13 protein-coding genes are annotated in these 14,552 nt (G+C 63.2%); 2 read left to right on the top strand and 11 right to left on the bottom strand.

All coding sequences use genetic code 11. The annotated features are described in order from the left end of the window. The first annotated feature begins 163 nt into the window (after positions 1-163). Positions 164-2,314: a PhoX family phosphatase gene (locus tag QD172_RS13345; protein WP_279855988.1), complete on the top strand. Its 2,151-nt coding sequence runs from the start codon at positions 164-166 to the stop codon at positions 2,312-2,314. A gap of 212 nt (positions 2,315-2,526) precedes the next feature. Here QD172_RS13345 and ppk1 read toward each other — a convergent pair whose 3' ends face one another. Both ppk1 and hemB read right to left on the bottom strand, forming a co-directional pair. After that, positions 2,527-4,695, bottom strand: a complete 2,169-nt coding sequence (gene ppk1 / locus QD172_RS13340) for a polyphosphate kinase 1 (protein ID WP_077377882.1) — start codon at positions 4,693-4,695, stop codon at positions 2,527-2,529. A 159-nt stretch (positions 4,696-4,854) separates the two neighbouring features. Continuing rightward, entirely contained in the window at positions 4,855-5,874 is a 1,020-nt protein-coding gene (hemB, locus tag QD172_RS13335; protein WP_279855987.1) for a porphobilinogen synthase, read from the bottom strand. 447 nt (positions 5,875-6,321) lie between these two features. Between hemB and elbB the strand changes: the two genes are divergently transcribed. Continuing rightward, positions 6,322-7,008: an isoprenoid biosynthesis glyoxalase ElbB gene (elbB, locus tag QD172_RS13330; RefSeq protein WP_077377888.1), complete on the top strand. Its 687-nt coding sequence runs from the start codon at positions 6,322-6,324 to the stop codon at positions 7,006-7,008. 122 nt (positions 7,009-7,130) lie between these two features. Here the strand turns inward: elbB and tatC are convergent, their stop codons facing one another. From tatC to hslU, 9 genes are all read right to left on the bottom strand, one after another. Next, on the bottom strand, positions 7,131-7,922 hold the full coding sequence (gene tatC / locus QD172_RS13325) for a twin-arginine translocase subunit TatC (protein ID WP_077377891.1): 792 nt from the start codon (positions 7,920-7,922) through the stop codon (positions 7,131-7,133). After that, complete coding sequence (gene tatB / locus QD172_RS13320) at positions 7,922-8,326, bottom strand: Sec-independent protein translocase protein TatB (RefSeq protein ID WP_279855986.1); 405 nt, start codon at positions 8,324-8,326, stop codon at positions 7,922-7,924. Before tatB ends, tatC begins: the two co-directional genes overlap by 1 nt. A 5-nt stretch (positions 8,327-8,331) precedes the next feature. After that, entirely contained in the window at positions 8,332-8,586 is a 255-nt protein-coding gene (gene tatA, locus QD172_RS13315; RefSeq protein ID WP_077377897.1) for a Sec-independent protein translocase subunit TatA, read from the bottom strand. 113 nt (positions 8,587-8,699) lie between these two features. Continuing rightward, complete coding sequence (locus QD172_RS13310) at positions 8,700-9,035, bottom strand: phosphoribosyl-ATP diphosphatase (RefSeq protein WP_077377900.1); 336 nt, start codon at positions 9,033-9,035, stop codon at positions 8,700-8,702. Positions 9,036-9,322: 287 nt separating this feature from the next. Further along, a complete protein-coding gene (ubiB, locus tag QD172_RS13305) occupies positions 9,323-10,951 on the bottom strand; it encodes a ubiquinone biosynthesis regulatory protein kinase UbiB (RefSeq protein WP_084207832.1) in 1,629 nt (542 codons plus the stop codon). Further along, positions 10,948-11,616, bottom strand: coding sequence for an SCP2 sterol-binding domain-containing protein (locus tag QD172_RS13300; RefSeq protein ID WP_077377906.1), 669 nt, complete (start codon positions 11,614-11,616; stop codon positions 10,948-10,950). Before QD172_RS13300 ends, ubiB begins: the two co-directional genes overlap by 4 nt. A 7-nt stretch (positions 11,617-11,623) precedes the next feature. Next, positions 11,624-12,370: a bifunctional demethylmenaquinone methyltransferase/2-methoxy-6-polyprenyl-1,4-benzoquinol methylase UbiE gene (gene ubiE, locus QD172_RS13295; RefSeq protein WP_077377909.1), complete on the bottom strand. Its 747-nt coding sequence runs from the start codon at positions 12,368-12,370 to the stop codon at positions 11,624-11,626. A 150-nt stretch (positions 12,371-12,520) separates the two neighbouring features. After that, entirely contained in the window at positions 12,521-12,880 is a 360-nt protein-coding gene (locus tag QD172_RS13290; RefSeq protein WP_240499733.1) for a DUF971 domain-containing protein, read from the bottom strand. A gap of 346 nt (positions 12,881-13,226) precedes the next feature. Beyond that, positions 13,227-14,552 carry an ATP-dependent protease ATPase subunit HslU gene (hslU, locus tag QD172_RS13285; protein WP_077377915.1) on the bottom strand — a complete coding sequence of 442 codons (1,326 nt, stop codon included), beginning with the start codon at positions 14,550-14,552 and terminating at the stop codon, positions 13,227-13,229.

Raw genomic sequence — 14,552 nt, 5'->3', positions numbered from 1 at the left:
GTCCGATGGTCATGCGACCGTCGGGCGCTGTCGTTTGCATGAGGCGTATCGTTCGCGTCATACGACTGTCATTTGGTTCGCGTATCACTCTTGTTGCCCTTGGCGGCCCCACAGGGGCCAGGCCTGAAAAGAACAACCCGCAACCTGACTACGGGGAAGCAGCATGAGCAAGGAAATTGAAGATCATCGCCTACTGAATGCCAGTCACAACGAGACATTCTCTTCCATCATCGACAAGCACCTTTCCCGTCGTCGCGTGTTGCAGGGTGGTCTGGGCATGGCGGCTGCCAGCATGCTGGGCGGCTTCGGGCTGGCGGGCCTGAGCGGTGCGGCCAATGCCGACAGCGGCAAGACCACAGGGACTCCGGCGAAGACACCGCTGGCGCTGGCCTTCGAGTCCATCAAGGGCTCTCGCACGGATGCCTTCGTGGTACCTGCAGGGTATACCGCCCATGTCCTGGCACCGTGGGGCACTCCGCTCAACGACAAGGCACCGCAGTGGAGTGAATCGCTGGCGATGACGCCGGAGGCCCAGCTCAACAGCATCGGCATGCATCACGACGGCATGCACAACTTCGCGCTGAGCGAAGACACCGCCTCCAGCAATTTCCTGCTGGTGATGAACAATGAGTACATCGATCAGGATGCCCTGTGGGCGCCCAAGGGCGGCGCGACCAATGCGGAGTCCGGCAAGCGCCCGGCCGATGAAGTGCGTACCGAGATCAACGCCCACGGCGTGACCGTCGTCGAAGTCAAGAAGGATGCCGGCGGCAAGTGGGATGTGGTGAGCAACTCCGGCTACAACCGTCGCTATACCAGCGCCAGCGAGATGGTGTTGAGTGGCCCGGTGGCAGGCAGTGATTACGTCAAGACTGCCTTCTCTCCGGATGGCACGCGCACGCGTGGTACCAACAACAACTGCGCCAACGGCTATACCCCCTGGGGCACCTACCTGACCTGTGAGGAGAACTGGCCGGGGTACTTCGTCAAGCGCAGTGATCGTCAGAGCGATGATGATCGCATCGGCATCGAGACCGAGCGTGGCCGCTACGGCTGGGAAACCGCCGCGGGAGATGCCAGCGAAGTCGATGGCGAATTCGCGCGCTTCGACAATACGCCGACGGCGGACAGTGCCGACAAGGATTATCGCAATGAGCCACGTACCTTCGGCTACATCGTCGAGATCGACCCCTACACCGGTGAGAAGGCCGTCAAGCGCACCGCGCTGGGACGTTTCCGCCATGAAGGTTGCTGGCCGGGCAAGCTGGTCGAAGGCGAGCCGGTGGTGTTCTATTCAGGCCATGACTCGCGCAACGAATACATCTACAAGTTCGTCTCCGATGCCAGATGGGAGGCCGCCGATGCGCACGTGCCGGGAGCCGACAAGAATCGCCTGGCGATCGGTGACAAGTATCTGGACAAGGGCACGTTGTATGTTGCCCAGTTCTCCGCCGACGGCACTGGCAAGTGGCTGAAGCTGACGCCGGACGCCGTGACCAGGGATGGCCGGACGCTGGCCGCTGCACTGGGCCTGGCGGCCGATGATCTGGCCGGTGTCATCATCCATACCGCGGACGCGGCGGATCTGATGGGCGCCACGCCGATGGACCGCCCGGAGTGGGGTGCCGTCGACCCGGCTTCCGGTGAGGTCTACATGACACTGACCAACAACTCCAAGCGCACCGAAGAGGGTACCGCGGCGGCCTTCACCAATGACGGCAAGGCCATCGAGGAGCCGGGAGTCGGTTACAAGACGGCGCCGACCAATGCCGCCAACCCGCGCGGTGACAACGAGGCAGGACAGATCATCCGCTGGCGTGAGGCAGGGGATCACACCTCCTTCGATTGGGAGATCTTCGTGTTCGGCGCGGCGGCCAGTGATGCCGACAACCTGTCCGGCCTGACTGAGATGAATGAATTCGCCAGTCCGGATGGCCTCTACTTCGACGAACGTGAGGACGAGCAGGGGATCCTGTGGATCCAGACGGACAACGGCTACGCCGGTGTGGCGGACGTCACCAATGACCAGCTACTGGCTGTCGTGCCGGCCGCGCTTCAGCAGGCCGAAGGGGATGCTGCCGTGATCGGTGCCGATAACCAGGCACAGCTCAAGCGCTTCGCGGTTGGCCCGAACGGCTGTGAAGTGACCGGCATCTTCGCGACACCTGACAGGACGGCGTTGTTCGTCAATATCCAGCATCCCGGCAACTGGCCGCAGAGTGTGGATGCGACTGCCGAAACTGACGGCAGTGTGCGCCCGCGCGCCGCGACCGTCGTCATCCAGCGTGAAGATGGTGGTCAGATCGGTGTCTGATCCGTTGAGCGCTTGATCCGATCGTCAGCTGCCAGGCCCCCGCATCCATGATGCGGGGGCCTTTTCATTGTCTGGTGGGGGCAGAAGGATCGGGACAGGAGGGCTGGGACAAGGCTTGTCTGCTCAACGCAGACGGCCCCCACGCAAGCGTGAGGGCCGAGAGTCAGGTGATCTGGACTTCGCCGGATGAGGCGGGCCCGAGCGGGGCGCGATCAGGCCTTGGCAGCGTAGGCGAACAGCAGGGTTTCCTGCACGCTGATCGGCTCTGCATCGCCGGCATCCAGCTGGGTGTAGTGACCATCGCTTTCCAGGCGCCAGCTCTGGCAGTTGTCGACCAGATAGGTGTCCAGGTCCTTGCGGATGCGCTGCGCCAGCTTCTTGTCGAGCAACGGGAAGCAGGTCTCGACGCGGTGGAACATGTTGCGCTCCATGAAGTCCGCGCTGGAACACCAGGTCTCCGGCTGGCCGGCATTGTGGAAGTGGAAGGTGCGAGTATGTTCCAGGAAGCGACCGATCACCGAGCGGACGCGGATATTGTCGGAGATGCCCGGAACGCCCGGACGCAGACAGCAGACCCCGCGGATGATCAGATCGCACTGCACGCCCGCGCGTGAGGCGCGATACAGCGCGCGGATCAGCTTGGGTTCGGTCAGTGAGTTGCACTTGATTATGATGTGGGCGCGCTTGCCCTTCTCGGCGTTGCGCGCTTCCCGGTCGATCATCTCCACCAGCCGCTCATGCAGCGTGAAGGGGGCATGCAGCAACTTCTCGATATTGCGTTGCTTGCCCATGCCGGTCAGCTGCTGGAAGACCTTGTGCACGTCCTCGCACAAGGTCTCGTTGGACGTCAGCAGGCTGTAATCGGTGTACAGGCGCGCCGTCTTGGCGTGGTAGTTGCCGGTGCCGAGGTGCGCATAGTGGCGCAGCTCGCCATTTTCTCGCCGCACGATGTGCAGCATCTTGGCGTGGGTCTTGTAGGCCATCACCCCGTAGATGACGATGGCGCCTGCCTCCTGAAGGCGGGAGGCCAGCTGCAGGTTGTCGGCTTCATCGAAGCGGGCACGCAGCTCGATCACCACGGTGATCTCCTTGCCCTGGCGTGCAGCTTCCACCAGCGAGGAGACGATGTTGGAATCGGCTCCGGTGCGATAGAGCGTCTGCTTGATGGCCAGCACGTTCGGGTCGCGCGCTGCCTCGGCCAGCAGACTCTCGACCGGCGAGAACGACTGGAAGGGGTGATGCAGCAGGATGTCCTCGCGGCGAATGGCATCGAACAGGCTGTTGTCACTCTTGAGTGCCTTGGGCGTGCCGGGAGTGAACGGTGCGTAGAGCAGGTCCTCGCGGCCCACGTCGCCGATGACTTCCATCAGGCGATTGAGATTGACCGGTCCCTTCACCTGATACAGGTCTCGCTTCTCCAGCTCGAACTGCTTGAGCAGAAAGGTGTAGAGCGCCTCCGGACAGTTGTCCGCCACTTCCAGGCGCACGCCATCGCCGTAACGCCGCGCCAGCAGCTCGCCGCGCAGCGCCGAGGCCAGATCCGAGACATCCTCGGCATCCACCGAGAGGTCGGCGTTGCGCGTCAGCCGGAACTGGTAGCAGCCCTTGATCTTCATCCCCGGGAACAGCTCCTGGGCATGGGCATGAATCATCGAGGACAGGAAGACGTACTCGGTATAGCCGCTCTCTGCGAGCGCTTCCGGCACGCGAATCAAGCGCGGCAGCGAGCGCGGAGCCGGAAGAATGGCCAGGCCGCCCTCGCGCCCGAAGGCGTCCTTGCCTTCCAGCTCGACGATGAAGTTGAGGCTCTTGTTGACCAGGCGCGGGAAGGGATGTGATGGATCAAGCCCGATCGGGCTGATGACCGGCTGAATCTCTTCCTCGAAGTATTCGCGAACCCAGGCTTTCTGGGCATCGTTCCACTGATTGCGGCGACGGAAGCGGATGTGTTGCTCTTCAAGCGCCGGAATCAGTTCTTCGTTGAGGATGCGGTACTGGCGCTCCACCTGCTCGTGGGTGATGCGCGAGATCTCGTCGAGCACCTTGCCGGGCAGCATGCCATCCGGGCCGGGCTCGGTGCGGTCGAAGGCGATCTGATGCTTGAGACCCGCCACGCGGATCTCGAAGAACTCGTCCATGTTGGACGTGAAGATCAGCAGGAACATCAGCCGGTTGAGCAGCGGATGCGAAGTGTCCTGCGCCTGCTCCAGTACCCGGATGTTGAACTGCAGATTCGACAGCTCACGGTTGAAATACAGGGCGGGGTCGGCCAGGTCGGCTTCGGGGGAGGGCGTGACCTTGGCGTGAATGCCCTTGCGCGTGCGATTGACGCGCAGGGGCGGAGGTTCAAGGGCTGGCGGCTCGTCGGTGACCAGCTCCATGTCGCCCTCTTTCCCCCGGGACGCCGCCGGGGCGGCAGCGTCCTGATGCGGTTGGGGAGCGGTGTCCAGCGAGGTGTCTGACGCGTCATCTATGGCGTTCTTGTGGGTCTGTTCCATCATCAACTCCATGACCCCGGTCAGACACGGTCGCCGGGGTAGTCAAAGGCGATTCTTCTCCGCCAGCAGTTCCGCGGCCCGGCGGGCAAAATAGGTGAGAATGCCGTCGGCACCCGCACGCTTGAAGCACATCAATGATTCGAGAATGACCTTGTCGGCATCCAGCCAGCCGTTCTGAAAGGCGGCCATGTGCATGGCGTACTCGCCGCTGACCTGGTAGGCGAAGGTCGGCACTTCCATTTCACGCTTCACGCGGGACACCACATCCAGGTAGGGCATGCCCGGCTTGACCATCACCATGTCGGCGCCCTCGGCAAGATCCATGGCCACTTCATGCAGCGCTTCGTCGCTGTTGGCCGGATCCATCTGGTAGGTCTGCTTGTCGGCCTTGCCCAGATTGCCGCTCGAGCCCACCGCATCACGGAACGGGCCGTAGTAGTTGGAGGCGTACTTGGCCGAATAGGCCATGATGCGGGTATTGATCAGGCCTTCCTGTTCCAGCATGGCACGGATGGAGCCGATGCGGCCGTCCATCATGTCAGAAGGGGCCACGACATCGGCGCCCGCTTCCGCGTGTGACAGTGCCTGCTTGATCAGGGTGTCCACGGTGCGGTCGTTGAGCACGTAGCCGTCATCATCGAGGATGCCGTCCTGGCCATGCACGGTGTAGGGATCCAGCGCCACATCGGTGATCACGCCCAGCGTCGGGATGGCTTCCTTGAGGGCACGCACCGCGCGCTGCACCAGGCCATTGGCGTTGTAGGATTCCTCGGCCAGCAGGCTCTTGGCCTCGGCATCGATCACCGGGAACAGCGCGATGGCCGGCACGCCCAGCGCATGGACCTCACGGCATTCCTCGACCAGCAGGTCGATGGACAGGCGCTCGACCCCGGGCATGCTGGTCACGGCTTCACGACGCTGCGAACCTTCCAGCACGAAGACCGGCAGGATCAGATCATCGGCCGTCAGCTGGTTCTCGCGCATCAGGCGGCGAGAGAAATCATCCTTGCGCATGCGGCGCATGCGAATCGCAGGAAACTGGCGTGGGGTACGTTGACTCAAGAGAGGCTCTCCGGATCTAAGGCTCCGGTTCCGTGAGGGACGCTGGAAGTCTAGGTCTATAATATTTCAATGATATTACAGGTCAGACGGCGCCCATACGACCGAAGGAGATGGGATTGGCCGAGCAAGCTGTCGGCACGATGCTTTCGAGTATATCAGTGCATGCAGGTCGGAACAGGGGCGCGGCATGGGGCAGGGTGTCGCGTCGTGTGCACTGTCATCCTGCCCGCCGAACCGCGAGGGGCGCCCTTGAGATGTGATCATGCCGCCCATAGTCTTGGGGCATCGGAGTGACGAATACCCAGGTGCTGCAGGCCGCCGGCATCATCTGTCCTTTCCAGCCGGTACCTCTTCACATGGTGCTTGCCTGTAGCGGATTCCTGTACGAATCTGTCACTTCTGACCTGTCGGCAGCCGCCGAGCAGTTCACCGTCAATGGAGTAACACATGACCAAGCAGGTAGCCCTGATCCTATCCGGTTGCGGTGTCTATGATGGCTCCGAGATCTACGAAACGACCCTGACCATGCTTCGGCTTGATCAGCTGGGCATCCGCTACGAGTGCTTCGCTCCGGACATCGATCAGCATCATGTGCTCAACCACGCCACCGGCGAGGAAATGGACGAGACACGCAATGTGCTGACCGAGTCGGCTCGCCTGGCGCGTGGCAAGGTGCGTCCGTTGCCGGAGCTGTCCGCCGAGGACTTCGACGCGCTGATTCTGCCCGGTGGCTTCGGTGCCGCCAAGAATCTCAGCAACTTTGCCGTCAAGGGCGCGGATCTGACGCTGGTGGATGGTCTGCGCGAGGTGGTGCAGCCCTTCCATGCGGCCGGCAAGCCGATCGGCGTGATGTGCATCGCGCCGGTGATGGTGCCGAAGCTGCTGGGCGAGGGGATCTCGGTCACCATCGGCACGGACCCTGAAGTCTCCGGCGCCATCAGTGCCCAGGGCGGTCTGCACAAGAGCTGTGAGGTGACGGATATCGTGATTGATGCCGCCAATCGCGTGATCACGACGCCAGCCTACATGCAGGCAGAGCGCATCTCCGAGGCTGCCGAAGGCATCTTCAAGCTGGTGGAGCGTCTGAACGGCTGGATCGAGGAAGACCAGGCCAAGGCCAGTCAACAGGATTGACACGGTCGCACGGCACCCAGCAGGAAACGACGAAGCCCCCGCCATTGGCGGGGGCTTCGTCGTTTCCTGCGTCATGATTCTTGCGCGTCATCGTTCAGGCGCTGTCTGCTCGAGTCTTCGCGTCAGGGGGCCTGCTGCGAGGCCTCATCATCGCTCGCCGGACGGCGGCGCTTGAAGGCGCGTGCGGCGAGAATCCCGACCTCGAACAGCAGCCACATCGGAATCGCCAGCAATGACTGCGAGATGACGTCAGGCGGTGTCAGCAGCATGCCGACCACGAAGCAGGCGATCACGATGTAGGGGCGTTTCTTGCTCAGCACCTCCACGGACGTGGCCCCCGTCCAGATCAGCAGGAAGGTGGCGATGGGAATCTCGAAGGCCACACCGAAGGCGAAGAACAGCTTGAGGACAAAATTCAGGTACTGATTGATGTCCGTCATGATCGCCACGTTCTCGGGGCCCGTGGTGGTGAAGAACTGGAACAGCAGCGGGAAGACGACATAGTAGGCAAACGCCGCGCCTGCATAGAACAGCAGGATGCTGGAGGCCAGCAGCGGCAACGCCAACGCCTTCTCGTTCTCGTAGAGTCCCGGCGCGATGAAGGCCCAGGCCTGATAGAGCACCGCCGGAATCGCCAGGAACAGCGCCACCACCAGTGTCAGCTTGAAGGGGGCCAGGAAGGGCGAGGCCACCTCGGTGGCGATCATCTGAGAACCGGGAGGCAGCAGGGCCATCAGCGGCTCGGCCACATACAGATAGATCTGATTGGAGAAGCCATACAGCGCCGCGAATACCACGAGGACCACGACAGTCGCACGCAGCAGGCGGGAGCGCAGTTCGATCAGATGCTCGATGAGCGGGGCGTGGGCAGCCTCGCCGGAGGCGGAGGGCTGCGGGTCATGCGGATCACTCATCAGGAACGCGGCTCCCGTGACTCACTGGTGGGGGTGGCGGAGGTCTCTTGCTCGCCTGAGGTCGTCTCCGTCGTCGAGCGAGCACTGTCGGCGGCAGGCGAGGCGTTGGCATCCTCCTGTGACGCGGACGAGGAACGCGTGATGGTGGTTTCCACCTCACGCGCCTCATTGCGGGCATGTGCCAGGGTCTCGTCGAGCTGCTTCTTCTGCTCATTGAGCGTCTGACGCAGTTCTTCGGCTTCCAGCTGGGCGCTGATTTCCTGCTGGATCCCCGAGACGCTGCGCTTGATGCGCCCCAGCCACAATCCCGCCGTACGTGCCGCCCGGGGCAGACGCTCCGGGCCGAGCACGATCAATGCCAGCAGCGAGATCAGTGCCAGTTCAAAAAAGCCGATGTCGAACATGCGGCTTACGAGCGCTTGTCAGCGGTATCGCGGCGCTCGGCCTCGACATCGATGGTATCGCCGCGGGATTCACCGTGGGAGACCTTCTGCTGAGGAGCCGTGTCGTCGGGGGCCTTTTCCTCTTCCTTCATGGCGCCCTTGAAGCCTTTGACCGCGCCACCGAGGTCTGATCCGACGTTGCGGAGCTTCTTGGTGCCGAAGATCAGGATGATGATGCCGAGCACGATGAGGAGCTGCCAGATACTGATGCCACCTAACATGGGAAGTTCTCCATTTTGGCCGATGGGACTAGGTCACGAGGCCTTGAGTCTTGCAGGGTGAGAGCACCACTGCCAGGGAAATCGGCTTGCGCTGCAAGTCGTCTGCTTGATCATCACTGACCGCGAGCGGCCTTTTCATCATGGCCGGAGACGCCGAAGCGTCGCGCCAGCTCATCCAGCACGTCCTGATGGTCCAGCCCGAGGTGAGAAAGCATCACCAGCGAGTGGAACCACAGGTCGGCGGTCTCACCGATCACTGCACGGTGGGAGTCCACGTCGTCCTGAGTGAAATCCTTGGCGGCCAGTACCGTTTCCGTGGCCTCTTCGCCAATCTTCTCCAATACCTTGTTGAGGCCCTTGTGATGCAGGCTCGCGACATAGGAGGACGTCGGATCAGCGTCGCGCCGCTCTGCCAGTACGTCTGACAGGCGGTTGAGAATATCACTCATGAATCATCATTCCTGAAAGCATGGGGTCTGGCATGAAAACCTTATCTGCATGAGAACCGTTGCATGAGAACCGTTGCATGAGAACCGTTGCAGGAGCGTCGCGGCCAGCCGGACAACCGGGCCCGAGCGAAGGCAGCGAGTCCAGCCCGAGGCTCCTGCCTCATCGAGCACTGCCGCGAGGCAAGGCCCGGCGACTCAGGATGCAAGGGTTACATGACAATCATATTGCACTGCGCCCCGAGGGGCGGCAAGTTTCGGTCAGCGCCGCGAGCGAAGCGGGGGCGCGGCTAGCGCCACAGCAACAGCACGATGCCCAGGCCCGCGCCGACCAGCACCATCATCGGTTGCGTCTCGGCCCAGGCGATCAGCGGTTGCCAGCCGAAGGCCACGGCGATCAGCAGTCCACCTGCGCGCAAGCGCCAGCCGGTGCTGGACGCATGATTGACACGATCGCGCAGCGTGGCGAGTGCCTCGGTCTGACGCTGTCGAGCGCGGTGTTCATCATCGATGCGCTGCATGGCCTGGAAGGCCATCACCGGCAGCTGCGGCAGCTGATGTGACAGCTCCGGAGCCTGCTTGACCATCTCGGCCCAGAACGCCTTGGGGCCGGCGCGCTCCTTCATCCAGCGCTCCAGATAGGGGCGGGCGGTGGCCCACAGGTCGAGATCCGGATACAGCTGACGGCCGAGGCCCTCGATGTTGAGCAGCGTCTTCTGCAGCAGGACCAGCTGCGGCTGGACTTCCATGTTGAAGCGGCGCGCGGTCTGGAACAGGCCCAGCAGCACCTGGCCGAAGCTGATGTCCTTGAGCGGCTTCTCGAGAATCGGCTCGCAGACGGCCCGGATGGCCGCGGCGAACTCGTTGGCGCGCGTGCCTTCCCCGACCCAGCCGGACTCGATGTGCAGCGCCGCGACCTCGTAGTAATCCTGACGGAAGAAGGCCAGCAGATTGCGCGCCAGATAGTCCTGGTCCTCGCGGGTCAGGCTGCCGACGATACCGCAGTCGATGGCGATGAACTGCGGGTCATGGGCGTTCTCTCGCGAGACGAAGATGTTGCCGGGGTGCATGTCGGCGTGGAAGAAGTTGTCGCGGAACACCTGGGTGAAGAAGATCTCCACGCCGCGCTCGGCCAGCTTCTTCAAGTCGGTGCCCTGGGCTTCCAGCTCGTCGATGTCGGCGACCGGGATGCCGCGGATGCGCTCCTGCACCATTACCCGGCGCCGCGTCAGCGGCCAGTGGATGGTCGGCACGTAGAGCAGGGGCGAATCGAGGAAGTTGCGCTTGAGCTGGGAGGTGTTGGCGGCCTCCTTGTGCATGTCCAGCTCATCGAACAGCGTGGCCTCGTAATCGGAGACCACTTCCACGGGGCGCAGACGCCGTGCTTCCGGCGAGAGCTTCATCAGCAGACGCGCGAGCAGATACAGCAGGCCGATATCCTTGCGCATCACCTCTTCGATGCGCGGGCGGATCACCTTGACCACCACGTCGGCACCATCGTGCAGGCGTGCCGCATGGACCTGGGCGATGGAAGCCGAGGCCAGCGGTTGCGCCTCGAATTCGGCGAAGGCTTCCTCGACCGGCATGCCCAGCTCCTGCTCGACCAGTTCGCGCGCCACCTCGTTCTCGAAGGGCGGCACCTGGTCCTGCAGGCGCTTGAGCTCATCGGCGACGTCCGGTGGCAGCAGGTCACGACGAGTCGAGAGCATCTGGCCGAACTTGATGAAGATCGGGCCCAGCGCTTCGAGTGCCAGCCGCAGGCGCTCACCACGCGAGCGCTTGCCGACAGGCAGCAGGCGCAGCGGTGAGAGCTTGACCAGCGGCCGCAGCAGCGCAGGTACGCGAGACAGCGGGATCAGATCATCCAGTCGATAGCGGGCGATGACCCACAGGATGCTCAGCAGGCGATAGAGTCTCACGACGGCTGGCACTCCCGATCAGCGGACTGTGGCGTGGTGACGGCCTCCAGATGGCGTCGCAGGCGCGCCAGGCGTGCCTCGGTGCGATCAAGGCACTGGGTCAGCTCGGTCAGCTCGTCCCGCGCGACCTGCAGCTGGGCATGGCCGGGCAGCCAGCGTGCTTCCTCGGTCAGATACTCGCGCAGATCCAGCTCCAGCTCACGACGGCTGGTCAGCCCGAAGCGACCGAGGCTGCGCAGGCCGGTGGCCAGACTATGACCGGGGGTCTCGCCGAACCATTCGCTCAAGGCCCCTTCCCAGTCGAGATCGAGATCCATCACCAGATCCCGTGCGCTTTCCAGCAGGTGCAGACGGCCACGCACGGCCAGGCGGCCCTCGAACATCAAGCGCTCGATGGGCTCACCGGACAGCAGTGCCGCGGCAGTTTCCATGTCCAGTTCCACCACCACGTCGCCGTCGCTCTCGTTGGCCTCGGGCAGGCGCAGCAGATGCAGCCCCTGCAGGTCGAAGTGCACCAGCAGGTCGAAGGCGGGGCGCTCCAGGCGCAGCAGCAGGCGTCTGCCGGCAAGCGCATTCAGGCGCATGGCGGAGGCGGGGTCACGGGCGAGCAGGCGGTTGAGCGTGCGTTCCGCCGTCGCCACCAGCAGGGGGGTCAGCAATGCCATGACAGCCTCAAAGCTTGATACCACGGTGCAGCGCGACGATGCCACCGGTGAGATTGGTGAACTCGACACGCTCGAGACCTGCCTCTTCCATCATGCCGGCCAGGGTCTTCTGGTCGGGGTGCATGCGAATGGATTCGGCCAGATAGCGGTAGGAATCGGCGTCGCCAGCGACCATCTCGCCCATCTTCGGCAGCAGGCGGAAGCTGTACTGATCGTAGGCGGTGGAGAGCAGCGGATTGACCGGCTTGGAGAACTCCAGCACCAGCAGACGGCCTCCGGGCTTGAGGATGCGCTGCATGGAGCGCAGGGCCTTGGCCTGGTCGGTGACGTTGCGCAGCCCGAAGGCGATGGTGATGATGTCGAAGGTGTTGTCAGGGAAGGGCAGCGCCTCGGCATTGGCCTGCACATACTCGACATTGCCGCCCACACCGCGGTCGAGCAGCTTGTCACGCCCGACGTTGAGCATCGAGGCGTTGATGTCGGCGAGCACCACGCGACCCTTCGGGCCGACCAGGCGCGAGAACTTCAGCGTCAGATCCCCGGTGCCACCGGCAATGTCCAGCACCGTCTGGCCCGGACGGGCACCGGCACGCTCCAGGGTAATGCGCTTCCACAGACGGTGGATGCCGAAGGACATCAGGTCATTCATCACGTCGTACTTGGCGGCGACACTGTGGAAGACATCCGCGACGCGGCCTGCCTTCTCGTCCACGGCAACTTCCTGATAACCGAAGTGAGTCGTACGCTTGTCCATGACTTCCCCTGTTGTGACGCCTCCCATGGGGGACGTCAGCGCAATATGGTGAGCTTTCGCAGTGGCTCGATTGTAACCGCTGGCCAGCGGGCTGTCTTTTGACAAGACGTCGAGTCGGACATCTTGCCGCGCCCCATTGGCATCAGTGGCTTACAGCTGATTGAGCGGAATGCCCAGCGGCTCACGCGAGGCACCGGCCTCTTCCAGCTGGCGCAGGTAGTAGGCCCACATGGCATCGCGGCGGTTGGCCAGTTCCCACAGGTATTCCCAGGTGTAGAGGCCGCTGTCGTGGCCATCATCGAAATGCAGCTTCAGTGCGTAGCGACCGCTCTGGGTGATGTTGGCCAGACCGACGTGGCGCATGCCGACCTGCAGCGTTTCCTGGCCGACACCGTGACCGCGCACTTCCGCGGAGGGGGACATCACGCGCAGGAATTCGGTGCTGAGGCGGAAGGTCTGGCCATCCGCATAGCCCAGTTCCAGTTCACGCTCCGACTTGTGGTAGTGCACGCGCGTCGGTACCGGGGCCTCGTCGGCGTCACGGGCGTGGCGCTCATTGAGGCGGTAGTCGCGCTGCTGGCTGCGGGGTTCGTCCTGCTCGGCAGCGTGGTCTTCAGGAGTGTCGTGGCTCATCAGGGCATCCTCGTGTCAGCCCGCCGTCCAGCATGACACCACGCTGTAAGGCGACCGAAGGAACAGGGGCGTCGAGCGACATCTCGGGCGCGTCGACGTATCTATGTCGCATGATGCACTGACGCCCGAACCGGGCCAAGCCGGATCGGGCGTCAGTGGCATCTCTCAGGGTGGCGATTGCCGCCATGAGGGCTTCTCGCGGGTCAGGCGCTGACGCCAGACGTCAGAGAATGTAGCGCGACAGGTCTTCGTCACACGCTAGGTCGCCCAAGCGAGCATCGACATAGGCGGCATCGACCTTGAGCTCACCCGCCTGATCGGCACCTTCGTAGGAAATCTCTTCCAGCAGGCGTTCCATCACGGTATGCAGGCGACGCGCGCCGATGTTCTCGGTGCCTTCGTTGACCTGATAGGCGATCTGGGCGATACGCTCGATGGCGTCATCCGCGAAGCTCAGCTCGACGCCTTCGGTGGCCAGCAGCGCCTTGTACTGACGGATCAATGCCGCGGACGGCTCGGTCAGGATGCGCTTGAAGTCGTCCGGGGTCAGGGCATTGAGCTCGACGCGGATCGGCAGACGGCCCTGCAGCTCCGGAATCATGTCCGAGGGCTTGGACAGGTGGAAGGCGCCGGAAGCGATGAACAGGATGTGGTCCGTCTTGACCATGCCGTGCTTGGTGGAGACGGTGGAGCCCTCGATCAGCGGCAGCAGATCGCGCTGCACGCCTTCACGGGACACGTCGCCACCACTGCCGGACTCGCCACGCTTGGCGACCTTGTCGATCTCGTCGAGGAAGACGATACCGTTCTGTTCGACGGCCTCGATGGCACGGCTCTTGAGGTCTTCATCGCTGACCATTCTGGCCGCTTCTTCCTCGTGAACCAGCTTGAGGGCTTCCTTGACGCTGATGCGACGGCTTTCCTTCTGCTGCTTGCCCATGCTGGAGAACATGGACTGCAGCTGACTGGTCATCTCTTCCATCCCCGGCGGGGTGGCGAAATCCAGGCTCTGGCTGGCCGGGCTCAGCTCGATGTCGATTTCCTTGTCATCCAGCTGACCTTCGCGCAGCTTCTTTCGGAACATCTGACGCGTGCTGCTGTTGTTGGCCGCCGCATCATATTCCTCGCCACGGGCGCGCGGCAGCAGCGCATCGAGGATGCGATCCTCGGCGGCATCCTCGGCCTTGTCGCGCACTTCCTTCATGGCCTCTTCACGCACCAGCTTCATGGCGACCTCGACCAAGTCACGGATGATCGATTCCACGTCACGTCCGACGTAGCCGACCTCGGTGAACTTGGTCGCCTCGATCTTCAGGAAGGGCGCGCCGGCCAGCTTGGCCAGACGACGAGCGATCTCGGTCTTGCCGACACCGGTCGGGCCGATCATCAGGATGTTCTTCGGGGTGACTTCCGGGCGCAGATCGTCGTTGAGCTGCATGCGACGCCAGCGATTGCGCATGGCCACGGCCACGGCACGCTTGGCTTCCGGCTGACCGACGATGTGCTGATCGAGGGCGTTGACGATTTCCTTCGGGGTCATCTGGGACAT

This window comes from Cobetia sp. 10Alg 146 (assembly GCF_029846385.1).
Lineage (GTDB): Bacteria > Pseudomonadota > Gammaproteobacteria > Pseudomonadales > Halomonadaceae > Cobetia > Cobetia marina.
This window is presented reverse-complemented; position numbering and strand designations above follow the sequence as displayed.

Coding starts and splice junctions, on each gene's coding strand:
- elbB (WP_077377888.1), top strand. CDS start 6,322: ATGACCAAGCAGGTAGCCCTGATCCTATCCGGTTGCGGTGTCTATGAT.
- hslU (WP_077377915.1), bottom strand. CDS start 14,552: ATGTCCCAGATGACCCCGAAGGAAATCGTCAACGCCCTCGATCAGCAC.
- QD172_RS13310 (WP_077377900.1), bottom strand. CDS start 9,035: ATGAGTGATATTCTCAACCGCCTGTCAGACGTACTGGCAGAGCGGCGC.
- ppk1 (WP_077377882.1), bottom strand. CDS start 4,695: ATGGAGCTGGTCACCGACGAGCCGCCAGCCCTTGAACCTCCGCCCCTG.
- tatA (WP_077377897.1), bottom strand. CDS start 8,586: ATGTTAGGTGGCATCAGTATCTGGCAGCTCCTCATCGTGCTCGGCATC.
- ubiE (WP_077377909.1), bottom strand. CDS start 12,370: ATGGACAAGCGTACGACTCACTTCGGTTATCAGGAAGTTGCCGTGGAC.
- QD172_RS13300 (WP_077377906.1), bottom strand. CDS start 11,616: ATGGCATTGCTGACCCCCCTGCTGGTGGCGACGGCGGAACGCACGCTC.
- tatC (WP_077377891.1), bottom strand. CDS start 7,922: ATGAGTGATCCGCATGACCCGCAGCCCTCCGCCTCCGGCGAGGCTGCC.
- tatB (WP_279855986.1), bottom strand. CDS start 8,326: ATGTTCGACATCGGCTTTTTTGAACTGGCACTGATCTCGCTGCTGGCA.
- QD172_RS13345 (WP_279855988.1), top strand. CDS start 164: ATGAGCAAGGAAATTGAAGATCATCGCCTACTGAATGCCAGTCACAAC.